31 protein-coding genes are annotated in these 22,516 nt (G+C 43.6%); 27 read left to right on the forward strand and 4 right to left on the reverse strand.

The features are described from left to right. Positions 1–19 precede the first annotated feature (19 nt). Together ACLTWA_RS14915 and ACLTWA_RS14920 are read right to left on the reverse strand one after the other, a co-directional pair. Positions 20–829: an alpha/beta hydrolase gene (locus ACLTWA_RS14915; protein WP_412328696.1), complete on the reverse strand. Its 810-nt coding sequence runs from the start codon at positions 827–829 to the stop codon at positions 20–22. Further along, a complete protein-coding gene (locus ACLTWA_RS14920) occupies positions 826–1,656 on the reverse strand; it encodes a helix-turn-helix transcriptional regulator (protein WP_412328697.1) in 831 nt (276 codons plus the stop codon). The genes ACLTWA_RS14915 and ACLTWA_RS14920 overlap by 4 nt, the downstream gene beginning before the upstream one ends. 216 nt (positions 1,657–1,872) lie before the next feature. On the opposite strand from ACLTWA_RS14920, the gene ACLTWA_RS14925 reads away from it, so the two are divergent. The 4 genes from ACLTWA_RS14925 (at position 1,873) to ACLTWA_RS14940 (ending at position 6,639) form a co-directional block, all read left to right on the forward strand. After that, on the forward strand, positions 1,873–2,964 hold the full coding sequence (locus ACLTWA_RS14925; protein ID WP_412328698.1) for a FecCD family ABC transporter permease: 1,092 nt from the start codon (positions 1,873–1,875) through the stop codon (positions 2,962–2,964). 13 nt (positions 2,965–2,977) lie between these two features. Then, positions 2,978–3,739 carry an ABC transporter ATP-binding protein gene (locus tag ACLTWA_RS14930; RefSeq protein WP_412328699.1) on the forward strand — a complete coding sequence of 254 codons (762 nt, stop codon included), beginning with the start codon at positions 2,978–2,980 and terminating at the stop codon, positions 3,737–3,739. 28 nt (positions 3,740–3,767) lie between these two features. Next, on the forward strand, positions 3,768–4,838 hold the full coding sequence (locus ACLTWA_RS14935) for an ABC transporter substrate-binding protein (RefSeq protein ID WP_412328700.1): 1,071 nt from the start codon (positions 3,768–3,770) through the stop codon (positions 4,836–4,838). Positions 4,839–4,965: 127 nt separating this feature from the next. Next, on the forward strand, positions 4,966–6,639 hold the full coding sequence (locus ACLTWA_RS14940) for a DUF5722 domain-containing protein (protein WP_412328701.1): 1,674 nt from the start codon (positions 4,966–4,968) through the stop codon (positions 6,637–6,639). A 51-nt stretch (positions 6,640–6,690) separates the two neighbouring features. Here the strand turns inward: ACLTWA_RS14940 and ACLTWA_RS14945 are convergent, their stop codons facing one another. Continuing rightward, complete coding sequence (locus ACLTWA_RS14945; protein WP_412328702.1) at positions 6,691–7,989, reverse strand: S8 family peptidase; 1,299 nt, start codon at positions 7,987–7,989, stop codon at positions 6,691–6,693. Between the two features lie 289 nt (positions 7,990–8,278). Here ACLTWA_RS14945 and ACLTWA_RS14950 point away from each other — a divergent pair, with 289 nt between their 5' ends. The 3 genes from ACLTWA_RS14950 (at position 8,279) to ACLTWA_RS14960 (ending at position 10,990) form a co-directional block, all read left to right on the forward strand. Continuing rightward, positions 8,279–8,992: an N-acetylmannosamine-6-phosphate 2-epimerase gene (locus ACLTWA_RS14950; RefSeq protein ID WP_412328703.1), complete on the forward strand. Its 714-nt coding sequence runs from the start codon at positions 8,279–8,281 to the stop codon at positions 8,990–8,992. A gap of 16 nt (positions 8,993–9,008) precedes the next feature. Continuing rightward, positions 9,009–9,863 carry a MurR/RpiR family transcriptional regulator gene (locus ACLTWA_RS14955; RefSeq protein WP_412328704.1) on the forward strand — a complete coding sequence of 285 codons (855 nt, stop codon included), beginning with the start codon at positions 9,009–9,011 and terminating at the stop codon, positions 9,861–9,863. 89 nt (positions 9,864–9,952) lie between these two features. Further along, entirely contained in the window at positions 9,953–10,990 is a 1,038-nt protein-coding gene (locus ACLTWA_RS14960) for an acyltransferase family protein (RefSeq protein WP_412328705.1), read from the forward strand. On the opposite strand, the gene ACLTWA_RS14965 is transcribed toward ACLTWA_RS14960, so the two are convergent. Beyond that, entirely contained in the window at positions 10,973–11,842 is an 870-nt protein-coding gene (locus ACLTWA_RS14965) for a class I SAM-dependent methyltransferase (RefSeq protein WP_412328706.1), read from the reverse strand. The genes ACLTWA_RS14960 and ACLTWA_RS14965 overlap by 18 nt on opposite strands. A gap of 205 nt (positions 11,843–12,047) precedes the next feature. Between ACLTWA_RS14965 and ACLTWA_RS14970 the strand changes: the two genes are divergently transcribed. From ACLTWA_RS14970 to rplR, 20 genes are all read left to right on the forward strand, one after another. Beyond that, positions 12,048–12,245 (forward strand): hypothetical protein, encoded by a 198-nt coding sequence (locus ACLTWA_RS14970; RefSeq protein WP_412328707.1) that lies wholly within the window; start codon positions 12,048–12,050, stop codon positions 12,243–12,245. 152 nt (positions 12,246–12,397) lie between these two features. Then, positions 12,398–13,753 (forward strand): cell wall-binding protein, encoded by a 1,356-nt coding sequence (locus ACLTWA_RS14975; protein ID WP_412328708.1) that lies wholly within the window; start codon positions 12,398–12,400, stop codon positions 13,751–13,753. A 327-nt stretch (positions 13,754–14,080) separates the two neighbouring features. Further along, positions 14,081–14,398, forward strand: coding sequence for a 30S ribosomal protein S10 (gene rpsJ / locus ACLTWA_RS14980; protein ID WP_158377617.1), 318 nt, complete (start codon positions 14,081–14,083; stop codon positions 14,396–14,398). Between the two features lie 179 nt (positions 14,399–14,577). Further along, positions 14,578–15,213, forward strand: coding sequence for a 50S ribosomal protein L3 (gene rplC / locus ACLTWA_RS14985; protein ID WP_412328709.1), 636 nt, complete (start codon positions 14,578–14,580; stop codon positions 15,211–15,213). A gap of 29 nt (positions 15,214–15,242) precedes the next feature. Next, positions 15,243–15,863, forward strand: coding sequence for a 50S ribosomal protein L4 (rplD, locus tag ACLTWA_RS14990; protein WP_412328710.1), 621 nt, complete (start codon positions 15,243–15,245; stop codon positions 15,861–15,863). Continuing rightward, the gene (gene rplW / locus ACLTWA_RS14995; protein WP_412328711.1) at positions 15,863–16,162 is read left to right on the forward strand and encodes a 50S ribosomal protein L23; all 300 of its coding nucleotides are present in this window, start codon (positions 15,863–15,865) and stop codon (positions 16,160–16,162) included. The genes rplD and rplW overlap by 1 nt, the downstream gene beginning before the upstream one ends. Positions 16,163–16,344: 182 nt before the next feature. Continuing rightward, positions 16,345–17,193, forward strand: coding sequence for a 50S ribosomal protein L2 (gene rplB, locus ACLTWA_RS15000; protein ID WP_412328712.1), 849 nt, complete (start codon positions 16,345–16,347; stop codon positions 17,191–17,193). Positions 17,194–17,212: 19 nt separating this feature from the next. Beyond that, positions 17,213–17,494: a 30S ribosomal protein S19 gene (gene rpsS, locus ACLTWA_RS15005; protein ID WP_024834874.1), complete on the forward strand. Its 282-nt coding sequence runs from the start codon at positions 17,213–17,215 to the stop codon at positions 17,492–17,494. 72 nt (positions 17,495–17,566) lie between these two features. Then, positions 17,567–17,953 (forward strand): 50S ribosomal protein L22, encoded by a 387-nt coding sequence (rplV, locus tag ACLTWA_RS15010; protein WP_412328713.1) that lies wholly within the window; start codon positions 17,567–17,569, stop codon positions 17,951–17,953. 11 nt (positions 17,954–17,964) lie between these two features. Then, positions 17,965–18,621 carry a 30S ribosomal protein S3 gene (rpsC, locus tag ACLTWA_RS15015; RefSeq protein ID WP_412328714.1) on the forward strand — a complete coding sequence of 219 codons (657 nt, stop codon included), beginning with the start codon at positions 17,965–17,967 and terminating at the stop codon, positions 18,619–18,621. Further along, a complete protein-coding gene (rplP, locus tag ACLTWA_RS15020) occupies positions 18,621–19,046 on the forward strand; it encodes a 50S ribosomal protein L16 (RefSeq protein WP_394524954.1) in 426 nt (141 codons plus the stop codon). The genes rpsC and rplP overlap by 1 nt, the downstream gene beginning before the upstream one ends. 2 nt (positions 19,047–19,048) lie before the next feature. Beyond that, positions 19,049–19,255, forward strand: coding sequence for a 50S ribosomal protein L29 (gene rpmC, locus ACLTWA_RS15025; protein ID WP_412328823.1), 207 nt, complete (start codon positions 19,049–19,051; stop codon positions 19,253–19,255). Positions 19,256–19,348: 93 nt separating this feature from the next. After that, positions 19,349–19,603: a 30S ribosomal protein S17 gene (gene rpsQ / locus ACLTWA_RS15030; protein WP_412328715.1), complete on the forward strand. Its 255-nt coding sequence runs from the start codon at positions 19,349–19,351 to the stop codon at positions 19,601–19,603. A gap of 26 nt (positions 19,604–19,629) precedes the next feature. Next, positions 19,630–19,998: a 50S ribosomal protein L14 gene (rplN, locus tag ACLTWA_RS15035; protein WP_394524956.1), complete on the forward strand. Its 369-nt coding sequence runs from the start codon at positions 19,630–19,632 to the stop codon at positions 19,996–19,998. A gap of 14 nt (positions 19,999–20,012) precedes the next feature. Next, positions 20,013–20,318 (forward strand): 50S ribosomal protein L24, encoded by a 306-nt coding sequence (gene rplX / locus ACLTWA_RS15040; RefSeq protein WP_412328716.1) that lies wholly within the window; start codon positions 20,013–20,015, stop codon positions 20,316–20,318. Between the two features lie 21 nt (positions 20,319–20,339). Continuing rightward, entirely contained in the window at positions 20,340–20,879 is a 540-nt protein-coding gene (gene rplE / locus ACLTWA_RS15045) for a 50S ribosomal protein L5 (RefSeq protein WP_412328717.1), read from the forward strand. Positions 20,880–20,894: 15 nt separating this feature from the next. Next, a complete protein-coding gene (locus tag ACLTWA_RS15050; RefSeq protein WP_077609795.1) occupies positions 20,895–21,080 on the forward strand; it encodes a type Z 30S ribosomal protein S14 in 186 nt (61 codons plus the stop codon). Positions 21,081–21,104: 24 nt separating this feature from the next. After that, positions 21,105–21,506, forward strand: a complete 402-nt coding sequence (gene rpsH, locus ACLTWA_RS15055; RefSeq protein ID WP_412328718.1) for a 30S ribosomal protein S8 — start codon at positions 21,105–21,107, stop codon at positions 21,504–21,506. Between the two features lie 67 nt (positions 21,507–21,573). Continuing rightward, positions 21,574–22,116 (forward strand): 50S ribosomal protein L6, encoded by a 543-nt coding sequence (gene rplF, locus ACLTWA_RS15060; protein WP_412328719.1) that lies wholly within the window; start codon positions 21,574–21,576, stop codon positions 22,114–22,116. Positions 22,117–22,133: 17 nt separating this feature from the next. After that, entirely contained in the window at positions 22,134–22,502 is a 369-nt protein-coding gene (rplR, locus tag ACLTWA_RS15065) for a 50S ribosomal protein L18 (RefSeq protein ID WP_394524963.1), read from the forward strand. The last annotated feature ends 14 nt before the right edge of the window (positions 22,503–22,516 follow it).

The following is a 22,516-nucleotide window of genomic DNA, read 5'->3' on the forward strand; positions in this document are numbered from 1 at the left end:
ATAAAGCCGAGCCCCTTGGTTATAAGGGGTTCGGCTTTTTTGCGTTACTGCATGACAGGGAGCAGCAGGCATCTGCTCCTATCTCTTCGTTGAGCCATAAAAGCCCATTTCTCAACCGCTGGTCTGCAAAGGTGTGGTGTCCGCCGTTATCCGTAGTAATCGTAAGTTTCCCGGGAAACTTTTCTGCCAGCAGCCGGCCTGTTTTTGCCGCATATTCCGCAGCTTTTTCCATAGGGCCGGATTTTCCTTTTCCTTCTTCTGTGCCATAGTGCAAATAAATAGAACGAGTCCTTTCGCTTATAGAATTATTCTCTAAATAGCTGATCCAGCCGTTATACCAAAAGGAACTGCATATTCCGGCCATATGACGCCAGCAGTTCTGAACTGTCAGAGCATAGACTCCTATAAGACCTCCCAGGGAATAGCCGAGCATGGAAACGTTTTGCATATCCGTTTGGCAGGTTTTTAAAAGCCAGGGAAGAAGACCGGTATAAAGAGAGTCCAGATACTGGTTCCCATATCCCTTAAAGTCAGGGAACCGGGGAGACATAGCCGGGGAAGGCCATGGAGTATATTCTGAGAGCCGGTCCAAAGGGCATATCATGGCCAATATAAATTCTCTTCCCTGTCCGTTTGACCAGCGATCTTCCAGTTCAGCCACCATCGGGGCCAGTGCTTTGAGCGCCTGATCTCCATCCTGAACCAGAACGGTCGGATACGTTCTGGTTCCGTTCTTTTCCCATGAGGGGGGCAGGTATAAATAAATTGTATGATTGTTCCATTGTGTTTCTATGATGGGAGATTTTCCTTCTGTTTTTTCCAAATTCATGATCCGTTCCTTTCTGCTATGCTTCCGCTTTTAATTCTGCTTGGAGCAAATCCCATATGCTTTTTAAATAATCTGCTGAAATAAAATTCATCTTTGTAACCGACAGAGAGGGCGGCCTGTCTGACACTGTATCCATTTTCACTTAAAAGCCCTGCAGCAGTTTCCAGCCGGTATTGGATCAGATAGTCGATGGGACGGATTCCCATCACCTTATAAAACAGGTAAGAAAATTGCTCCGGCTTTTTTTTGAAATGACGTGCGATGTCTGAAAGACTTAGAGGTTCCGCATAATGTCTCCGGATAAACAGTGCCGCATCGTTAATAAAGTTTAATTCCTCTGCTTCCTGTTTGCTGATTTCAGAACAAAACAGTGCATCAAAGAGCTGTTGTGTCATAAAATTCATACGAAACCGGGAGCGTATATCGTGGCAATGGGAAAGCTTTAGAAACTCTTCCAGGCAGGCATTTACTGCATCCTTGTCCCGTATGTCAAGCTCGTAAGCAGAATGTATAAAGTCAGTGCCCCTGCTGAGGTGATCATAAGGGTCATAGTAGAGATTGATATGGCAGAAAGGTTCCGTTCCTTCCACATAGAAAGTAAGCTTTTTACCTGGACAGCCATGGATCACCTTGCCCGGCACTGCGGTAAAACCTTTGGTATCAAAGGAAATACGGGCTCTTCCGCTGATGGGAAATATGAAAGCAGCGCGTGTAGTTTCATACGAGGCTGGTGTTTGTCCAGGCAGTTTTGTGAAAGAGACTGCCTTTAGAATTGTCAATGGAAATCGGGCATATTCTTCTGCCAGCTGGCTGCGAAAATTAGGCATAAAAACCCTCCTTTCTTTCATCTGTCCGCATTTCAATTATTATAGCGGCGGGATTTATGGAAGTCAATGTAACGGCACTATTTGATACTTTTTATCATTATAGATTTAATAATTGTCCATGTATTTAAAGAATTCTCTATTCCTATTCTGTACCGGACTCCGTATAATAATTTACGGTTAGCTATGACTAATAAAACAAAAAGGAGGATTCTTTGTTTGAATCAACATATTTCAGAGGCGTACCTGGAAAATCAAAAGAGCAGAAAATCCTTTGGGCTGATGCTGGCAGGAATGATATTTGTGCTCCTTTTATCCGTAGTATTGTCCATGTCTTTTGGTTCCATGAAGATCGCACCATCTCATACATATGCCATACTCCTTGAAAAACTGTTCGGGATACAGGTGGACGGATCCCTGACCGGGCGTCTTTCGGAAGTAAATATTATATGGGAAATCCGTTTTCCCAGAGTGCTTCTTGGGGCGGCCGCAGGAGCAGGGCTGTCACTTTGCGGCATGGCCATGCAGGCAGCGGTTCAAAATCCACTGGCAGAGCCATATATTCTGGGAATTTCTTCTGGTGCCTCCCTGGGGGCGACCTTTTCGATTATGCTTGGCATAGGTTCCTTAAGCTGGTTTTCCGTGAACGCAAGTTCCTTCTGGGGCTTTGCAGGTGCGCTTGGTGCGGCTTTTTGTGTCCTGATGCTTGCTTCTATGGGAAGCAGGATGACAAGCTCCAAGCTGGTGCTTTCCGGTACGGTCATCAATGCCCTTTGCAATGCCCTCAGTAATTTCATTATTTTTATGGCAGGAGATGCTCAGGGAATGCAGAGCGTGAAATTCTGGACCATGGGATCTCTTGCGGGAGCAAAATGGCAGAACATTTCTTTTCCGGTAATTGTAACGGCTGTATGCTTTATCGGTTTTCTCTTTCAGTACAGAGTTTTAAATACCCTGCTTCTTGGTGATGAAGCTGCAGTGACGCTTGGAATCCCTGTGGCCCGGTACCGGAGAATCTATATGGTGGCCTCCTCACTCTTAACAGGAGTTTTGGTGGCTTACTGCGGGATTATCGGGTTTGTAGGGCTGATTATCCCACATATTACAAGAGCCGTTGCAGGAGCAGACCATCGGAGACTGACTCCCTTATGTACCATCAGCGGAGCGGTTTTTATGATCTGGGCCGATACATTTGCAAGAATTGCCATTCCGAATTCGGAACTGCCCATTGGAATTGTGACTGCGCTTATCGGAGCACCGTTTTTCGTGTATATCCTGATCCGCAAAAGCTATTCCTTCCGGGAAGGTTGAGGAGGATAAGACAATGGAACTGAAAATAGATAATTTAAGAGTCAGCATTGGAGCTTCTGAGATTGTAAAGGGCATATCCATGCAGGTAAGAGAAGGGCAGTTTGTAGGGCTTTTAGGACCTAACGGCAGCGGAAAATCCACACTTTTAAAAGCGGTCTACCGGGTATTAAAGCCAAGCGGGGGAGTGGTCTTGATGAACGGAAAGGACGTCTCACGAATCCCGGAAAAGGACCGGGCAAAGGATATGGCCGTGGTTTCCCAGTTTAATCAGGTTAGCTTTGAATTTACCGTTCAGGACATTGTAATGATGGGGAGAACGCCTCATAAGAAACGGTTGGAAAAGGAGTCGGCTGAGGACTATAAGATTGTTTCGGAAGCTCTGAAGCAAGTGGGAATGGAAGAATATTCAAAACGAAAGTTCTCCACGTTGTCCGGCGGAGAAAAACAAAGAATCATTCTGGCGCGGGCGCTTGCCCAGGACCCCAGGATTTTGATTCTTGATGAACCCACCAATCACCTGGATATAAAGTATCAGCTTCAGGTTCTGTCCATTGTTAAGAATTTAGATATCTGTGTACTGGCAGCTCTTCATGACCTTTCCCTGGCCTCCATGTTCTGTGATGAGATCTATATGTTAAAGAGCGGAAGGATTATGGGAAATGGAAAACCGGAAGAGGTGATTACATCAGAAATGATACAGGATATCTATGGCGTCACCGCATCTGTTTTGACGGAGCCGGAAACCGGACAACTTTCTATTCACTACCGGATTTAATTATTTGTTATGTAAAAAGGAGAAAAAGATGAAGAAATCACCAACCATTTATCAGACAATGGCTGCCGTTTGTGCGGCGGCAGTTTTGACAGCCGGCTGTTCTGCACAGCAGCCAAAAACAGAGAAAGTACAGCAGACTCAGGAAACAGCCACACAGGCTGCAGAATCAGAAGCTGTTTCCGAAAACCGGTCCACCGGTTTCCCTTTCACCTTCGCTGCTTATGATCTGGATGGAACCGAGCATATACAGACCATTGATAAGGTGCCCCAAAAGGTGATTACCAATAACCAGTCTAGTACAGAACTGCTGTTAAAGCTGGGACTGGGAGACAAGATCATTGCCACTGTATTAAAAGATAATCCAACCACAGATGACCTGGCCGCTGCTTATGATGCCATTCCTGTGCTGGCGGACAAACGGGATATTTCAAAAGAAAAAGTGGTAGGCATGGAACCGGATATTGTGGTGGGAAGAGTGAAATCCTTTACCCCGGAGACTCTGGGCTCTGTCAGCGATCTAAATGCCATGGGAATAGCAGCCTATACTCAGGAAGCTACCCGAATGGATCAGGACGTAACCATGGATTCAATTATTGAAGATATCCGAAACATTGGAAGGATTTTTAAGAAAAAGGAACAGGCGGATAAAATGGCAGAGGAGCTGACGGCACGCCTTACAGCAACAGAAGAACGTTTAAAGAACGTGGAGGGGGAACCGTTAAAAGTACTTTTTATGGTAAATTATCAGGACGGAACCTTTGGCGGCTATGGCAATAATGCATCTCTCCAGAAGGATCTGCTGACCCGCCTTCATGCGGTCAATGTGCTGGATAAGGGCGGCAGCGCTCTTTCTGCGGAAAATTTAATTTCCATGGATCCGGATGTGATCGTTTACGTTAAGGGAACTCATAATGAAGGAGCAGACCAGAACGCGGTGGAGTCCATGCTCTCAAATGACGTGATAAAAAGTGTAAAAGCCATACAGAACAAAAAAATCCTAGCCGTTGAATATAACGACTTGATGGGAGGCGGGTACCGGACCTTTGACTGTATGGAAGCATTGGCAGATTTTCTGTATCCGGAAACAGCAAACAAATGATTGATGGTTACATGCGAAAGCCTTAAGGTTTTATTACAAATTAGTAATAAAAACGTTATTGTAAATATCAGGGAAATTGGTTATCATTGTAAAGGACCTGATTATTACAAAATGGAGGAATGCGAACATGAAGAAAATAAAGATAGGCAGGGTGATGACCGGACTTCTTTCCGCTGCGTTTTTATGCTGTGCCACTGCCTTTGTTTCACTTGCAGATGTGGGTGCGGCAGGAGTGCAGGCAGTGATTCAGTCCTGTCTGATAGATTCTGATAAGAACAATGTAACAGTAAAGATTTCAAACAGTGCCAATATGGAAGGGACTGACGGTGTTCTTTATCTGGTAGAGTTACAGCCTTATCAGACCAATCTGGATGGAAGAACGGACTATGCGGCAAAAGCAGCGCCAGGCGATAACGTATCGTTTACATTTTCTTTGAACCGCAATACCCCCGAGGACAGACTGTACAGCAAATTTGTTGTAGCCGTATGGGATGGTACAAAATACATAGAAATCAGCAAACCTCATTATATAACAAACCCTGAGATGGTTGCAGCAAATACAGCGGAATTTAATGATCCCCTTACTAAGAAAGGGCTGAACATCCAGCTGAATATGCTTGGTGATGCTTTTGAATTAGGAGTTAAGCATGTAGCTACCAATATATCCTTCCACCAGATTCTTGGGGAAGGCATTGATTATCAGTATGACGGAAAGACCTATCATTTTGATAAGAATGTTATTGCCGGTTACGATGAGACCATCAGCGCCTTGTCCGGAAAAGGTATGACGGTAACAGCCATTATCTTAAACGGCTGGAACGATGCCACACCTCACCTTCTCTATCCTGGAACAAAGAAAAGTTCCACCGCCTTTTACTATATGTTCAATGCAGCCACACCGGAAGGCGTTGACCAGACAAGAGCCATTGCATCATTCCTGGCTGACCGCTACAGCGGCTCCAATCCGAACCACGGCAAGATTTCCAACTGGATCGTGGGCAATGAGATCAATAATCAGCAATGGAACTATATAGGGAACAGAGACATTACCAGCTACGTTCAGGCTTACCAGAATGCATTCCGCATTTTCTATACAGCCATTAAAAGCACCAGTGCCAATGACCGGGTATACTTTTCCCTGGATTATAACTGGAACAATGAGATCAATAATAAGACAAAATATGGCGGTAAAGCCATTGTAGATACCTTTAACTCCATCGCCAATGAACAGGGACAGATGGATTGGGGACTGTCTTATCACCCCTACCCCTGTCCGATGACAGAACCGGAATTCTGGGATGACGATAAAACAGGGCTTATTACCAACGATTTTAACTCTCCGGTCATTAATTTTAAAAATCTGACCACTCTGACCGATTATATGGCCCAGGAGGCATTAAAGTCTCCGACTGGTCATGTGCGCCATATTATTTTGACAGAGCAGGGCTTTACAGCAACAAGTCAGTCAAGAGGATACGTTCCTCAGATTCAGGCAGCCGCTTATGCTTATTCCTATTATCTGGTTGACAGCAATCCTTACATTGACGCTTATATCTTAAGCCGTCAGGTAGATGCGCCTTCAGAAGTAAGAAGCGGATTATCCTTTGGCCTTTGGGAATGTTATATGGACCGGGGCGATGATATTGTTGCAACCAGGCGCCGGAAGATCTGGCAGGTATTCCGGGATATTGATAAAAAGAAATACACTCTGGAATCAACAGAATTTGCTAAATCCATTATTGGAATTGAGAAATGGTCTGATGTGGTTCCAAACTTCCGTTGGAGAGCACTTGAAAAATAATCAGAATAAAAAGATACGGCAGCACACATGTGCTGCCGTATCTTTTTAGTGTTACTGCCAGGTCAATGCGCCATAGGCGTCTAAAAGACCGCCGCTTAAGACCTTTCCATTCAAAGTGTCCAGCTTTCTGCTGGAGTTTAACAGAATCTGCTTTACATCGGATAAGGGGATATCCGTGCGGTAGGAGTAAAGCATGGCTGCTACTCCGGTTACCATAGGTGCAGCCATTGAAGTACCGCTCATAAATCCATAACCATTGTTCGGTATGGTGCTTAAGATATAGGAGCCTGGTGCTGCGATATCCACGCTGGCTGCCCCATAATTGGAATCCTTGCTTAAACTGCCGTCGAATAAAATATTTGCAACAGCAATTACATTATCATAAGGAAGGGAAGCGGGATATACCGGATTGACATCCGTATCATAACCAAGTCCGGATATGCCGCCGTTACCGCAGGAGACCACAAACAGCATCGGAGAGTTCTTTATGGTCTGTGCCAGTTCTTCACTGTAGGAAGAGGTTCCCATACTCAGGTTGCAGATGGAAGCGCCATTGGCCTCTGCATAACGGATGGCCTGAATGACAGCCTGGGGAGTACCGATTCCTTCTTTTCCTCCAAGTGCCTTAAGGGGCATGATCTTAACATAATTATTATCTGTGATTCCTGCAATTCCAAAAGCCCCTCTGGCAGCTCCTATGGTTCCTGCTGCGTGGGTTCCGTGGCTGTCCTCATTTCCGGTAAATACTTTGTTATTGCCGGAAAAGAAATTCCAGCCGTGAATGTCATCCACAAAGCCGTTTCCATCGTTATCAATTCCGTCCCCATTGATTTCCCCAGGGTTTGTCCAGATAGAATTCTTAAGTTCCTGATGATTGATGTCAATACCTGTATCTATGATGGCCACGACGACAGAGCGCTTGTTCTCAGCTTTGTCGTAAAGCTCCCAGGCCGGCTGTATGTCAATGTCGATTCCTGCAACGGCTTTTGTCACCTTAGATTCATAATCGCCAGGGCCGGGTTTAGGTATTCCGATTCCAGTACCGGACCTTAATCCGTTATAAACACCGTCAACGGACTGAAACTTTGACTGTAATTCAACGAGACGGAATTCCCCGTCGTTCTTTAATCCCCATTGATAGGTGGAAAATTCATCCGCCGGGGAAAGATTGATCAGCCCTGGGCCAATGGCAAAGGGCTTAAGTACTTGTCCGCTGTCGGTTGAAAAAGAGTGGAGTGCATCTGCCGGAGTTTCCTGCTTGATGGACGGTGCTTCAGCCACAGTAGAGAACGGCAGGCTGGTAAGCAGCAAAGCAAGGGACAGGCCTGCAGCTCGAATTAATTTTTTCATGGTTTCTTTCTCCTCACTATGAAGCAATCATTGAAACTACTGGTATTATACCATAAACCCTACGCACTGGGTTTTAAATTTATGTGAAAAAATGGAAATTTTTAATAAACTTGCAGCACGGAGAAAACCTGGAGTTTCCTTACCATGTATATGAAATATAAAAAGGAGATCACCAACAGGAAATCAACTTTAAGTTTGCAAAAGAAGCCATAGATTCAGGAAATCATGTTGAAATATATTTTTTAGTTATGTTATGATGGTTCTGAATCTATGGGAAGGGGAAACCGCTATGTGTGAAAAAATCTACAGTAAGCTGAAAGGCGGCTTGATCGTGTCCTGTCAGGCTCTTTGTGAGGAACCTCTTTACAGTTCCTATATCATGTCGCGTATGGCCTGTGCGGCTAAAGAGGGAGGGGCGGTTGGAATCCGGGCCAATTCGGTAGAAGATATTACAGAAATAAAAAAGGTTGTGGATCTTCCCGTTATTGGAATTATAAAACAGGTATATCCGGAAAGTGAAGTATACATTACTCCAACCATGAAAGAAGTGGATGCGCTGGTGGAATGCGGGGTGGAGATCATTGCAGTTGATGCCACAAAACGGATGCGTCCGGGAGGAAAAGTCCTTGTTGATTTCTGGAGTGAGATACGGAAAAAGCATCCCAGGCAGCTGTTTATGGCAGATTGCTCGGATTATGAGGAAGGTATGTATGCCGCTGATTTAGGCTTTGATTTTATAGGAACTACCATGAGCGGGTATACGGCCGGCACCAGAGGGCGAAGTCTTCCTGACTTTGAATTGATGAAAAGGCTTTCCAAGGACTGCAAAAAGCCTGTGATCGCAGAAGGGGGGATCTGGACGCCGGAGCAGTTAAAGGAATGCTTCCTGGCCGGTGTATTTGCCTCTGTGGTAGGAAGTGCAATAACAAGACCCCGGGAAATCACAAAGTATTTTATCTCCGGTTCCGGTTGCGTCACAAATAATATAGAAGAAAAAAGATAAAAAGGAGCGTATAGCTATGCAGGGGGATTTTTTGACCAGGATCCGACTGGAATACAATCAGTTTACGAAGGCTGAAAAAAAGGTTGCAGATTATATTCTGCAAAATTCCAGAGAAGTTCTTTTTATGTCCATAACCGGGCTCGCAGAGGCCTGTGAAGTAGGTGATACCAGTGTTTTCCGTTTCTGCAAGACATTAAAATTAAAGGGCTATCAGGAATTTAAGATGATGCTGTCTCTAAGTCTTCATGATGAAGCCACCGGCCAGGGACGTCTGGAGGGAGATATAAACTTGACCGATTCCTTTGCAGAGGTATCCCAAAAGGTATTAAATACTAATATGAGCGCCTTGGAAGAAACATATTCCCTTTTAAATGAAGAACAGTTCGGCCAGGTGATGGATTGCCTTTATCAGGCAAAACGGATCTGTTTTTTCGGTGTAGGGGCCAGTATGATATCTGCTTTGAAGGCAGCGAATAAATTCATGAGGATAGAACCTAAAGTTTTCTGTATCCAGGATGCCCATATGCAGGCCATGGCAGCCTCTATGATGGAGGAGGGGGAAGCGGCAGTCCTGTTTTCTTATTCCGGGGCTACGAAGGATACCATCCATGCGGCAAGGCTTGCAAAAAAGGCGGGAGCAAAGACCATCTGCATTACCAGGTTTTTAAGATCCCCTCTTACTTCATTTTCTGACATAACCCTGCTGTGCGGTGCCAATGAAGGGCCTTTGCAGGGAGGATCAACATCTTCAGAAATCAGTCAGTTGTTTTTGATCGATTTGATGTACACGGAATATTACCGCAGGTATTTTGAACGGTGCAACAGGAATAATGAAAAGGCATCCGTTTCAGTGCTTGATAAAATGTGTTAAGAATATAAGGAATAAAAGTAAAGTTAAAAAACCATTTGATAAAATCAGATTCTCTATGATAGAATGAAAAATGTTGAAAGGAGGGACCTATGGAAGAACATAAATTTCGCAACAAAATCACATGGTTTACATTCTTCTTCAGTATTCTGGTTATATGGGTCCACTCTTATAATGCGGTGCTGTTTTTGGGAGGTACGAAAACCGGTTACAGGACCGATTATCTGGAACGCTTTTTAGGAAATACAGTGGCGCAGATTGCTGTTCCCGGATTTTTTCTGATATCCTCCTATCTGTTCTTTCGTACCTTTACCATGGAACGGATCTGGTTAAAATGGAATTCCAGAATCCGCAGTATACTGGTTCCGTATATTGTCTGGAACTTTCTTTATTATCTGGGATATGTCATCGGAAGCCGGATTCCGGTTCTTTCTGATATCATTGGAAAAGGAAAGATACCTTTTACAATTTTGCTGGCTTCAGAAGCCGTCCTGGATTATTCGTATAATTACGTATTCTGGTATTTGAACCAGTTGATCCTTCTTGTTCTTCTGGCACCCCTTATCTATCTTGCCGTGAAACGTAAAACCATTGGTATCCTATTGATATCAGCCATATTTGCAGCCGTTTATCTCGGAAAAACCCTTTTACTAGTTAATCTGGATGCATTGCTGTATTATTCTTTTGGAGCATTTATGGCAGTGCATGGAAAAGGAGTGGCAGAGAGGTCCTGGAATAAAAAGAGATTAGTCATTGGTATGATTTTGCTTTTTGTGGGATATTTCCTGTACGGATATGACTTTCCGGGAGCGGCCAAAGGCGAAGTGGCTGCGTCTGCAGTGATTTTCCGGCTCTTTGTCCCGGTATCGTTGTGGCTTATGGTGCCGGAAGGATATCTCTTTGAAGCGAAAGAATGGATGAAGCAGAATTTCTTTCTCTATGCCACTCATTTTGCAATGGTTCGTCTGATCAACAAAACAGGAGCATTTCTGCTCCCGCCTGTTCCGGCCGTTCCTATTGGAATCTTTCTTATCATGCCGGGGATATGTGTTTTTTTCAGTTATCAGATCAGCCGCCTCTTAAAGAAGTTTCTGCCAAAAATCTGGTGCCTTTTAAACGGAGGTCGATGACCAGCGCCCGGAGGCACCGCAGGGAAGAACAAGCCCTGTTTTTGTAACCGGAAGGCCAACTTCCTCAGCCTGTACTTCTCCGCCGAATTTCTGTCCGATTTCCGTGGAAATCATATAAGTTAATACGGAAGGAGCCAGTCCCGTTGTATAAGAATTAATAAGGAAAAACAGCGGCTTGTCCGAGAGAAGTTCCCTGCATAGCTTTACCAGGGGATAGATTGCGTCTTCGATTTTCCAGATTTCTCCTTTGGGTCCTCTTCCGTAAGACGGCGGGTCCATGATGATAGCATCATACCGGCTGCCTCTTCGAATCTCCCGTTCCACGAATTTCACACAGTCATCCACGATCCAGCGGATAGGGGCGGATTCCAAATTGGAAGAGCGGGCATTTTCCTTTGCCCAGCCTACCATGCCTTTCGAAGCATCCACATGGGTCACGGCTGCTCCGGCATTTGCCGCCGCCAAGGTAGCTCCTCCGGTGTAAGCAAATAAATTAAGCACTTTTACAGGCCTTCCGGCCTTTTTTATTTTATCACTGAACCAGTCCCAGTTTGCAGCCTGTTCCGGGAAAAGCCCGGTATGCTTAAAGCTGAATGGTTTCAGCTGAAAGGTCAGTTCCTTATAGCTGATGGTCCATTGCTCGGGAAGGTCAAAAAATTCCCATTCACCGCCGCCCTTTGCACTGCGGTGGTAATGTCCGTTCATTTTTTTCCAGCCTTTTTCTGTTTTGGGAGTCGACCAGATTACCTGGGGGTCGGGACGCACAAGGAGATACTTTCCCCAGCGCTCCAGTTTTTCTCCTTCTGAACAATCTATTACTTCGTAATCTTTCCAGCCATCTGCAATCCACATAATTGGTGCCGCCCTTTCTTTCTATCGATCCTATGTTTTCTATGATTATACTGGAAAGAGTCAGGAGCGTCAAGTACAGGCCGTCAACCGGTTCTGGACAACAATTAATCACGCCTCGTACCTATGTCCTATATACTATAGTATAATATAAAATGAGAGGTGAAAATAATGAGTTGTTTGCGTATGGGTATTTCCGTAGGAAACTGTGGGTGCAACTGCTGGGGCAATTACAGATTCTGCAATGGATGCGGCAATTGGGGTAATATCTGCTTTAACAATTGCTCCAACAGGAGAAACTGCGGCTGCAGCCGCTGCTGCAGATGCAATCGCTGCTGTAACTGCAGGTGCAGAAATAATCGTTGTTATTAATGGAATGGGAACAACATTCTTTCATACTTTATAGATTTCGGGTGGGATTTCGGCATTGCCGGACCCACCTTTTCATTGGAAATAATTTCGTAATATAATTGAAAGATTAAAACAGTTGAATTATCTGAGATTAATTGTTAGAATAAATATTAGTAAAAAAAGGAAATCCCTGTAAGGAGTGAAGATATGAAAAGAAAAGGTCTCATTGCGCTGGCTGTAACTGCCGTGCTGACCATGGGTACTGTCTCCATGAATGCCTGGGCAGCAGAAGGCTGGGCCCAATCTGGAAATACCTGGGTATATTACGATTCAAGCGGGAGTAAGATGACGAATGTCTGGAAGAAAGGTGCGGACAACTTCTGGAGATATTTAAACAGCAACGGTGAGATGGCAGTGAATTCCTGGGTGGAGAACACTTATTATGTGGATTCCAATGGAATTTTAGTGACGGATAAGTGGATGAAGTTCCAGGATAATGGTTCTTCCGATTATAAGTGGTATTATTTTGGAAGCAGCGGGAAAGCCATTATGGACAACTGGTCCAAGATCAATAATAAATGGTATTACTTTGATTCCAACGGAGAGATGCAGACCGGCTGGATTCTTGATGACATGTATTACAGTGGAACAGATGGTGCCATGCGCACTGGCTGGCAGAAGCTTTACCCCCCGGACAGTGACTATGACTCTGACAGAATAAGCCCAGGTGACAGCGATGACGGAAAGAACTGGTATTATTTTAATGAGAATGGTAAAAAGTATGTGCCAAAGGATATTTCCGGAGATTATGCTTCCTATAAGATCGATGGAGTTGCCTACTGCTTCGATTCAGACGGAGCCCTTCAGACCGGCTGGAAGAACGTAGGAGTGGATAATGCAGAGTATGATATCCAGAATTACAAATATTATGACAGCAACGGAAGAATGAGAGTCGGCTGGTATTCGGTAGAACCACCTCAGGATATATCCGGTTATGAAGAGAATGTGGAGTGGTTTTATTTCTCCTCAGCAGGAGTTCCGAAGGCCGGTCCCAGGGAAGGAGAAGCCAGCACAAAAGATCTGGTGAAGATCAACGGCAAGACCTACCTGTTTAATAGTATCGGCAATCCGGTGTACGGACTTCAAAAGGTTTCCATCGGCGGCTCATCCGATTATACTGCTTTCTATTTTGGAGATAAAAAGACCAGTACCATGCAGAAAGGCCGGATTAAGGTCGTAGAAGGCGACGGCAGTGATGCTACCTACTATTTCAGCGACAGCGGACGCGGTTATACCGGTGTCAAGGACAGCTACTTATACTATATGGGGAAACTTCAATGTGCGGATGAGGGAAGCAAGTATGAACCGATTGCAATTCCTACCGGAAGCACCACGACCACATATGTTGTGAACAGTTCTGGCAGAGTTGCAAAGGGAACTACCGTCAAAAGTGCTGACGGTGTAAAATATAAAACCGGAAGCAATGGCAATTTACTAAGGGTTGATGATGAAAGCCCTTCGGGCAATGAAGGCAGAGCCCCTATAGAACCAGCCTGGCAATAAGAAAAATGGTGCAAAAAGCGTGAAATTTGAGAAAATCAGATTTTACGCTTTTTTTTGTAAAAAAATGCTTGCAATGAAAAAAAAAGTATGTTACTATATTAAGGCTGTGGCATGATAGCTGTGAAGCGTGAGGTTGCTGCTTGTATAAGCAGGTTTTCCGCGGAGCGAATGTCAAGTTAGGAAACTGGCGACAAGTCACTGTACAATTTAAAATTCTGCATTTATGAGCAGATTGTCTGTGTGAGGTCTTGAAGGACACACACGGGAACGTGTACAGTCACCGCTTGTCGTACTTCTACTAAGTGCGAAAAGGAGGCGACTTTTTTTATGGCAAGTCAAGTAATGCGAATCACATTAAAAGCGTATGATCATCAGCTGATCGATCAGTCTGCAGGTAAGATCATCGACACTGTAAAAAAGACAGGATCTAAAGTGAGCGGACCGGTGCCGTTACCAACCAAGAAGGAAGTGGTAACCATCTTAAGAGCGGTTCACAAGTACAAAGATTCCAGAGAGCAGTTCGAGCAGAGAACGCATAAGAGACTTATTGATATCATTACACCAAGCCAGAAAACTGTTGATGCATTATCCAGACTGGAAATGCCTGCAGGTGTGTATATCGATATCAAGATGAAGAACAAATAATCTTCATCAAAAACATTTTAGGTAATGTCCTGAAGGGTTTTAATATAGAAGTAACACTTTTTCCTGTAAGGAATCAACATCTCTGCCGGGCAGAGTCATAGTGTTCCACGTATATTGGACTGTTCTAGGATGATTGCGAAAGCAATCCGCTGTAGAATTAACAAACAGGAGGTAAAAACATGAAGAAGGCTATTTTAGCTACCAAAGTCGGAATGACACAGATCTTCAATGAAAATGGAGTATTGACTCCGGTAACAGTTCTTCAGGCTGGTCCTTGTTCTGTAACTCAGATCAAGACTGTTGAGAATGATGGTTACAGTGCAGTACAGGTAGGTTATGTTGATAAGAGAGAAAAACTTGTCAGCAAGCCATTAAAAGGCCATTTTGATAAGGCTGGTGTATCTTATAAAAGATACGTAAGAGAGTTTAAATTAGAGAATGCTGATCAGTATTCTGTAAAAGATGAAATCAAAGCCGATGTTTTCGCAGCTGGCGATAAGATCGACGTAACCGCAATCTCCAAAGGTAAAGGTTTCCAGGGTGCTATTAAGAGACACGGACAGTCCAGAGGACCTATGGCTCACGGTTCCAAGTTCCACCGTCATGCAGGTTCCAACGGTGCAGCTTCTGACCCAAGCAAGGTATTCAAGGGCAAGAAGATGCCAGGCCACATGGGTAACAAGAAGGTAACGATCCAGAACCTCGAAATCGTCAGAGTTGATGCAGAAAACAACCTGATTCTGGTTAAGGGTGCAGTACCAGGACCTAAGAAGTCTTTAGTAACAATCAAGGAAACAGTAAAAGCAGCTAACTAATGCTTTTATAAGAAAGGAGGATCATACAGATGGCAAACGTATCTGTTTACAATATCGAAGGTAAAGAAGTTGGTACATTAGAGTTAAACGATGCAGTGTTCGGTGTGGAAGTTAATGAGCATCTTGTACACATGGCAGTCGTAAGCCAGCTTGCAAATAAGCGCCAGGGAACACAGAAAGCAAAAACACGTTCTGAAGTATCTGGCGGCGGAAGAAAACCATGGAAGCAGAAGGGAACCGGTCATGCCAGACAGGGTTCAACAAGATCTCCTCAATGGACAGGCGGTGGAGTAGTATTCGCTCCGGCTCCAAGAGATTACACGATCAGACTGAACAAGAAAGAAAGAAGACTTGCTCTTAAATCCGCTTTAACAAGCAGAGTAAACGAGAATAAGTTCATCGTTGTTGACGAGTTAAAGTTTGATGAAATCAAGACAAAGAAATTCCAGACTGTATTAAATAACTTAAAGGTATCCAAAGCTCTGGTTGTTGTCGGCGACGACAGTACAAACGCAGTACTGAGCGCAAGAAATATTGCTGCTGTTAAGACTGCATTTGTTAATACAATCAACGTATACGATATCTTAAAGTACAACACAGTTGTTGCTACCAAGACTGCTGTTGCAGCAATCGAGGAGGTGTACGCATAATGGCAGATATTAAGTATTACGACGTGATCCAGAAGCCTGTAGTAACTGAGAAGAGCATGAACGCTATGGCGTCCAAGAAGTATACATTTATTGTACACACAGATGCTAACAAGGCTATGATTAAGGAAGCTGTTGAGAAGATGTTCCCGGGTACAAAGGTTGCCAGAGTGAACACTATGAACTTAGAAGGAAAGACCAAAAGAAGAGGTACTACTTTCGGCAAGACTTCTAAGACGAAGAAAGCGATCGTTCAGTTGACTGCTGACAGCAAAGATATCGAAATCTTCGAAGGACTGTAAGATCGGAATGCTTCATTCGATGGTGCGCCCGGTTTTGCCGGGTAAAGTGGATACTCTGAACTCCGTGAGGGGTATCTTCCGGACCCTTGAATGGCAGGAAGATAAGAACAGCTCATCTATGTGATGAACATTATATCACGATAAACAAGATACGCCAGGCGGCGTTGAAAGGAGAATTAATCATGGGAATCAAAAAGTATAACCCATATACCCCTTCCAGAAGACATATGACCGGCTCCGATTTCAGCGAGATCACAAAATCAGAACCTGAAAAGTCCTTGATCAGCAAGACCATCAAGAAGACAGCTGGCCGTAATAATCAGGGTAAAATCACAGTTAGACATCGCGGAGGCGGCGTTAAACGTAAATATAGAATCATCGACTTCAAGAGAAACAGCAAAGATGGTATTGCAGCTACCGTAATCGGTATCGAATACGATCCTAACAGAACGGCTAACATCGCTTTAATCAGCTATGTAGACGGTACAAAAGCATATATCCTCGCTCCTGCTGGTTTAACAGACGGAATGAAGGTTATGAGCGGTGAGAATGCAGAAGCTAAAGTAGGTAACTGCTTACCATTAAGCAAGATCCCGGTTGGTGCTCAGGTTCACAATATTGAGCTTTATCCAGGAAAAGGCGGACAGTTGGTTCGTTCTGCAGGTAACGGCGCACAGTTAATGGCAAAAGAGGGCAAGTATGCAACACTTCGTTTACCTTCCGGTGAGATGAGAATGGTTCCAATCAACTGCAGAGCGACTATCGGAGTTGTAGGCAATGGCGATCATAACCTGATCAACATTGGTAAAGCCGGCAGAAAGCGTCACATGGGATTCCGTCCGACTGTCCGCGGTTCTGTTATGAACCCCAATGACCATCCACACGGTGGTGGTGAAGGCAAGACCGGTATCGGACGTCCAGGTCCAAGTACTCCATGGGGTAAACCGGCACTCGGCTTAAAGACAAGAAAGAAAAACAAGCAGTCTAACAAGTTGATCGTTAGAAGAAGAGATGGAAAGACCGTTAAATAATTGAAGGAGGTTAGAATCTATGGCTCGCTCACTTAAAAAAGGACCATTTGCAGATGCTCATTTACTCAAAAAAGTAGATGCGATGAACGCAGCAGGACAGAAGCAGGTAATTAAGACCTGGTCTCGCCGTTCTACTATCTTCCCACAGATGGTTGGACATACAATTGCAGTTCATGATGGCAGAAAGCACGTTCCGGTATATGTTACAGAAGATATGGTTGGACATAAACTGGGTGAATTTGTTGCTACAAGAACTTATAGAGGACATGGCAAAGACGAGAAAAAGTCTGGCCGTAAGTAATGAAAGAAACAAACTCCCGCAGGGCAATCGAAAGGTTACCCAAGGGCGTTATAGTTGAAAGGAGGATTCACCATGGCTAAAGGACATAGAAGCCAGATTAAGAGAGAAAGAAATGCTCAAAAGGACACCAGACCGTCAGCAAAGTTATCCTATGCTAGGGTTTCTGTTCAAAAAGCATGCTTCGTATTAGATGCCATCAGAGGCAAAGACGTTCAGACAGCACTTGGTATTGTACTTTACAATCCCAGATACGCTTCTACTTTAATAGAAAAGTTATTAAAATCAGCAGTAGCAAACGCTGAGAATAACAACGGTATGGACCCTGCAAAACTTTATGTAGAAGAATGCTACGCAAACAAGGGACCAACAATGAAAAGAGTAAAACCGAGAGCACAGGGCCGCGCTTATAGAATCGAAAAGAGAATGAGCCACATCACAATCGTGCTTAATGAAAGATAAGGAGGCAAAGAATGGGACAGAAAGTTAATCCACACGGCTTAAGAGTCGGTGTTATTAAAGACTGGGACTCAAAATGGTATGCTGAAGCTGATTTCGCAGACAACTTGGTAGAAGACTATGCGATCAGAAAATTCCTGAAAAAGAGATTATACAGCGCTGGCATTTCTAATATTGAAATTGAAAGAGCATCAGACCGCGTGAAAGTTATTATCCACACAGCAAAACCTGGTGTGGTAATCGGTAAGGGCGGTTCTGAGATCGAGAAATTAAAGGTTGAAGTTCAGAAGCTTACAGATAAAAAGTTATTCGTAGATATCAAAGAGATCAAAAGACCGGATAAAGACGCTCAGTTAGTAGCTGAATCAATTGCACAGCAGTTAGAGAACCGTGTTTCCTTCCGCCGTGCCATGAAGTCAACCATGGGCCGTTCCATGAAGTCTGGCATTAAAGGTATTAAGACTGCAGTTGCGGGCCGTCTTGGCGGCGCTGATATGGCTCGTACAGAGTTCTACAGTGAGGGAACCATTCCGTTGCAGACATTGAGAGCAGACATTGACTATGGTTTTGCTGAGGCTAATACAACCTTTGGTAAGATCGGCGTTAAGGTTTGGATCTACAATGGTGAAGTACTTCCAACTAAAGGAAACAAGGAAGGGAGAGATAAATAATGTTAATGCCTAAAAGAGTTAAGCGCCGTAAACAGTTCCGTGGAAACATGGCTGGTAAAGCTTTAAGAGGCAATAAGATCAGCAATGGTGAGTTCGGTTTGGTTTCTATGGAACCATGCTGGATCAGATCCAACCAGATCGAGGCAGCCCGTGTTGCCATGACCCGTTATATCAAGCGTGGCGGTAAAGTCTGGATTAAGATCTTCCCGGATAAACCTGTAACAGCAAAGCCAGCAGAAACCCGAATGGGTTCCGGTAAGGGCAGTCTGGAATACTGGGTAGCAGTAGTAAAACCAGGCCGTGTATTATTCGAAATCGCTGGAGTACCTGAAGAAACAGCACGTGAAGCTTTACGTCTTGCTATGCATAAGTTACCCTGCAAGTGCAAGATTGCTGCTAAAGCAGATTTAGAAGGCGGTGAATGACAGTGAAAACTAATAAGTATGTTGAAGAATTAAAGGGAAAATCAGTTGCTGAACTCAATACAGAGTTAGTAGCTGCAAAGAAAGAACTTTTCAACTTAAGATTCCAGAATGCGACCAATCAGCTTGACAATACAAGCAGAATCAAAGAAGTTCGCAAAAACATTGCCAGAATTCAGACTGTTATAACTGAGAAGGCTAAATTAGCTTAAGTTGTGACTTTGTAAAAGCATGACACACACGAGTGCGTGTAAACTTATAGATAGGGCCGAAGAGGCCATAAACTCGAAAGGAGAATACCTAACGTGGAAAGAAATCTTAGAAAAACCCGTACTGGTAAGGTTGTAAGCGATAAGATGGATAAAACCATCGTAGTTGCTATTGAAGACCATGTAGAACATCCTTTATACGGCAAGATCGTAAAAAGAACGTATAAATTAAAAGCTCATGATGAGAACAATGATTGCAACATGGGCGATACCGTAAAAGTTATGGAAACAAGACCCCTGTCCAAAGACAAGAGATGGAGACTTGTGGAGATTATCGAGAAAGCGAAATAATTTATTTCTAGGAAGGAGTAACAGGCATGATTCAGCAGGAAACCAGATTAAGGGTTGCTGATAATACTGGTGCAAAAGAACTGCTTTGCATCCGTGTTATGGGTGGATCTACAAGAAGATATGCTAGTATTGGTGATGTTATCGTTGCCAGCGTTAAAGATGCAACACCTGGCGGTGTTGTTAAGAAAGGCGACGTTGTTAAGGCCGTTGTTGTACGTACTGTAAAGGGCGCACGCCGTAAAGACGGTTCCTATATCAAGTTCGATGAGAATGCTGCCGTAATTATCAAAGATGACAGAACTCCAAAAGGAACTCGTATCTTTGGACCGGTTGCCAGAGAGTTAAGAGAGAAACAGTTCATGAAAATTGTTTCCTTAGCTCCGGAAGTATTATAAGGAGGTGTCGGACGGTGCATAAAATTAAAAGAGATGACCTGGTAAAGGTTATTGCAGGAAAAGATAGAGATAAACAGGGTAAAGTTCTTCATGTTGACACGAAGAACAACAAAGTGGTAGTAGAAGGCGTAAACATGATCACAAAGCATGTAAAGCCAGGCCCAGCCAGCCCACAGGGTGGTATCGTACAGAAAGAAGCTGCACTCGATATCTCCAATGTCATGCTGGTGGTTGACGGAAAAGCTACCAGAGTTGGCTTTGATGTAAAAGACGGTAAAAAAGTCCGTGTTGCAAAAGCAACCGGAAAAGTAATTGACTAATTCGGAGAGGAGGAATAAAAATTGGCTAGATTAAAAGAGACTTACAAAACAGAGATCGTAGAAGCTATGATCAAGAAGTTTGGTTATAAAAACATCATGGAAGTACCTAAATTAGATAAGATCGTTATCAATATGGGTATTGGTGAAGCAAAAGATAATGCCAAGGTTTTAGACTCTGCAGTCAGAGATTTAGAGATTATCTCCGGTCAGAAGGCAGTCTTAACAAAGGCTAAAAAATCAATTGCTAACTTCAAACTTAGAGAAGGTATGCCAATCGGATGTAAAGTAACACTGCGCGGCGAGAGAATGTACGAATTTGCTGATCGTCTGATCAACCTTGCACTTCCTCGTGTACGTGACTTTAGAGGCGTAAATGCCAATGCGTTTGATGGCAGAGGTAACTATGCACTTGGTATCAAGGAACAGCTTATTTTCCCTGAGATTGAGTACGATAAAGTTGACAAGGTAAGAGGTATGGACATTATTTTTGTTACTACCGCTAAGACAGACGAAGAAGCCCGTGAACTTTTGACATTATTCAATATGCCATTTGCAAAATAGTAGGAGGAACAATCCATGGCTAAGACTTCAATGAAGATCAAACAGCAGAAACCTGCAAAATTCTCCTCAAGAGAATATAATCGCTGCAGAATCTGCGGTCGTCCACATGCTTATTTAAGAAAATACGGAATCTGCAGAATCTGCTTCCGTGAATTAGCATACAAAGGTCAGATTCCAGGCGTTAAAAAGGCAAGCTGGTAAAATAAGGAAGGAGGCAATTTCAAAATGACAATGAGCGATCCAATCGCAGATATGCTTACGAGAATCCGTAATGCAAATACTGCAAAACATGATACGGTAGATGTACCTTCATCCAAGATGAAATTAGCTATTGCTGATATCCTTGTGAAAGAGGGATACGTTAAAAAATATGATATCGTAGAAGACGGTGCATTCCAGTCAATCAGAATCACCTTAAAGTACGGTAAAGATAAAAATGAAAAAATCATCACAGGTATTAAGAGAATCTCCAAACCAGGTTTACGTGTATATGCAAACAAAGAGGAGTTACCGAAAGTACTTGGCGGTTTAGGAACTGCAATCATCTCTACAAACCAGGGCGTGATTACGGATAAGGAAGCACGCAACCAGGGCGTAGGCGGAGAAGTATTAGCATTTATCTGGTAATTACTGCAGCATCTGAAAACAGAAGAAGCGCATATGCTTTTTCCGAGAATTTAAGGAGGTAGACGGCATGTCACGTATAGGAAGAATGCCTATCGCGATTCCAGCAGGCGTAACTGTTGCAATTGCAGAAAATAATAAAGTGACTGTAAAAGGTCCTAAGGGAACTCTTGAGAGAGTATTACCTGAAGAAATGACAATCAAAGAAGAAGATGGTCATATCGTTGTTTCAAGACCAAATGATTTAAAGAAAATGAAATCTTTACATGGTCTGACAAGAACTTTAGTAAACAACATGATCGTTGGTGTTACCAGCGGTTATGAGAAGAAACTGGAAATCAACGGTGTTGGTTACAGAGCTCAGAAGCAGGGCAATAAACTGATCCTGTCTCTTGGATATTCTCACCCGGTTGAAATGATCGATCCAGAAGGCATTGAGTCTACAATGGAAGGTCAGAACATCATCTTCATTAAAGGTATTGATAAAGAAAAAGTTGGCCAGTACGCTGCTGAAATCAGAGATAAGAGAAGACCTGAACCTTATAAGGGCAAGGGAATCAAGTATGCTGACGAAGTGATCAGACGTAAAGTTGGTAAGACTGGTAAGAAATAATTAAGGAGAGTGTAAAGATGGTTAGCAAACAGTCAAGAAGCGAAATTCGCGTTAAAAAGCACAACAGATTACGTAACCGTTTTGCAGGCACTGCAGAAAGACCGCGTTTAGCTGTGTTTAGAAGCAATAATCATATGTATGCTCAAATTATTGACGATACAGTTGGTAAAACTTTAGTGGCTGCTTCTACAGTGGAAAAAGATGTAAAGGCAGAATTAAAGAAAACTAACGACGTTGATGCTGCAGCATATGTAGGTTCCGTAGTTGCAAAAAGAGCCATTGAAAAAGGGATCAAGGAAGTTGTCTTTGACAGAGGCGGATTTATATATCAGGGTAAGATTCAGGCATTAGCAGACGCAGCAAGAGAAGCTGGTCTGGAATTCTAAGTAGAGAGGAGAAT

Source organism: Lacrimispora sp., from assembly GCF_046972725.1.
Taxonomy (GTDB): domain Bacteria; phylum Bacillota; class Clostridia; order Lachnospirales; family Lachnospiraceae; genus Lacrimispora.

What these genes read in the sequence shown, in the direction of transcription:
- rplW (WP_412328711.1), top strand. Translation starts at nt 15,863, where the DNA reads ATGGCAGATATTAAGTATTACGACGTGATCCAGAAGCCTGTAGTAACT.
- rplB (WP_412328712.1), top strand. Translation starts at nt 16,345, where the DNA reads ATGGGAATCAAAAAGTATAACCCATATACCCCTTCCAGAAGACATATG.
- rplV (WP_412328713.1), top strand. Translation starts at nt 17,567, where the DNA reads ATGGCTAAAGGACATAGAAGCCAGATTAAGAGAGAAAGAAATGCTCAA.
- ACLTWA_RS14965 (WP_412328706.1), bottom strand. Translation starts at nt 11,842, where the DNA reads ATGTGGATTGCAGATGGCTGGAAAGATTACGAAGTAATAGATTGTTCA.
- ACLTWA_RS14915 (WP_412328696.1), bottom strand. Translation starts at nt 829, where the DNA reads ATGAATTTGGAAAAAACAGAAGGAAAATCTCCCATCATAGAAACACAA.
- rplR (WP_394524963.1), top strand. Translation starts at nt 22,134, where the DNA reads ATGGTTAGCAAACAGTCAAGAAGCGAAATTCGCGTTAAAAAGCACAAC.
- ACLTWA_RS14945 (WP_412328702.1), bottom strand. Translation starts at nt 7,989, where the DNA reads ATGAAAAAATTAATTCGAGCTGCAGGCCTGTCCCTTGCTTTGCTGCTT.
- rplF (WP_412328719.1), top strand. Translation starts at nt 21,574, where the DNA reads ATGTCACGTATAGGAAGAATGCCTATCGCGATTCCAGCAGGCGTAACT.
- rpsH (WP_412328718.1), top strand. Translation starts at nt 21,105, where the DNA reads ATGACAATGAGCGATCCAATCGCAGATATGCTTACGAGAATCCGTAAT.
- ACLTWA_RS14940 (WP_412328701.1), top strand. Translation starts at nt 4,966, where the DNA reads ATGAAGAAAATAAAGATAGGCAGGGTGATGACCGGACTTCTTTCCGCT.
- rplP (WP_394524954.1), top strand. Translation starts at nt 18,621, where the DNA reads ATGTTAATGCCTAAAAGAGTTAAGCGCCGTAAACAGTTCCGTGGAAAC.
- ACLTWA_RS14950 (WP_412328703.1), top strand. Translation starts at nt 8,279, where the DNA reads ATGTGTGAAAAAATCTACAGTAAGCTGAAAGGCGGCTTGATCGTGTCC.
- ACLTWA_RS14935 (WP_412328700.1), top strand. Translation starts at nt 3,768, where the DNA reads ATGAAGAAATCACCAACCATTTATCAGACAATGGCTGCCGTTTGTGCG.
- ACLTWA_RS14930 (WP_412328699.1), top strand. Translation starts at nt 2,978, where the DNA reads ATGGAACTGAAAATAGATAATTTAAGAGTCAGCATTGGAGCTTCTGAG.
- ACLTWA_RS15050 (WP_077609795.1), top strand. Translation starts at nt 20,895, where the DNA reads ATGGCTAAGACTTCAATGAAGATCAAACAGCAGAAACCTGCAAAATTC.
- rpsJ (WP_158377617.1), top strand. Translation starts at nt 14,081, where the DNA reads ATGGCAAGTCAAGTAATGCGAATCACATTAAAAGCGTATGATCATCAG.
- rplD (WP_412328710.1), top strand. Translation starts at nt 15,243, where the DNA reads ATGGCAAACGTATCTGTTTACAATATCGAAGGTAAAGAAGTTGGTACA.
- ACLTWA_RS14975 (WP_412328708.1), top strand. Translation starts at nt 12,398, where the DNA reads ATGAAAAGAAAAGGTCTCATTGCGCTGGCTGTAACTGCCGTGCTGACC.
- ACLTWA_RS14955 (WP_412328704.1), top strand. Translation starts at nt 9,009, where the DNA reads ATGCAGGGGGATTTTTTGACCAGGATCCGACTGGAATACAATCAGTTT.
- rplC (WP_412328709.1), top strand. Translation starts at nt 14,578, where the DNA reads ATGAAGAAGGCTATTTTAGCTACCAAAGTCGGAATGACACAGATCTTC.
- rpsC (WP_412328714.1), top strand. Translation starts at nt 17,965, where the DNA reads ATGGGACAGAAAGTTAATCCACACGGCTTAAGAGTCGGTGTTATTAAA.
- rplN (WP_394524956.1), top strand. Translation starts at nt 19,630, where the DNA reads ATGATTCAGCAGGAAACCAGATTAAGGGTTGCTGATAATACTGGTGCA.
- ACLTWA_RS14920 (WP_412328697.1), bottom strand. Translation starts at nt 1,656, where the DNA reads ATGCCTAATTTTCGCAGCCAGCTGGCAGAAGAATATGCCCGATTTCCA.
- ACLTWA_RS14960 (WP_412328705.1), top strand. Translation starts at nt 9,953, where the DNA reads ATGGAAGAACATAAATTTCGCAACAAAATCACATGGTTTACATTCTTC.
- rpsS (WP_024834874.1), top strand. Translation starts at nt 17,213, where the DNA reads ATGGCTCGCTCACTTAAAAAAGGACCATTTGCAGATGCTCATTTACTC.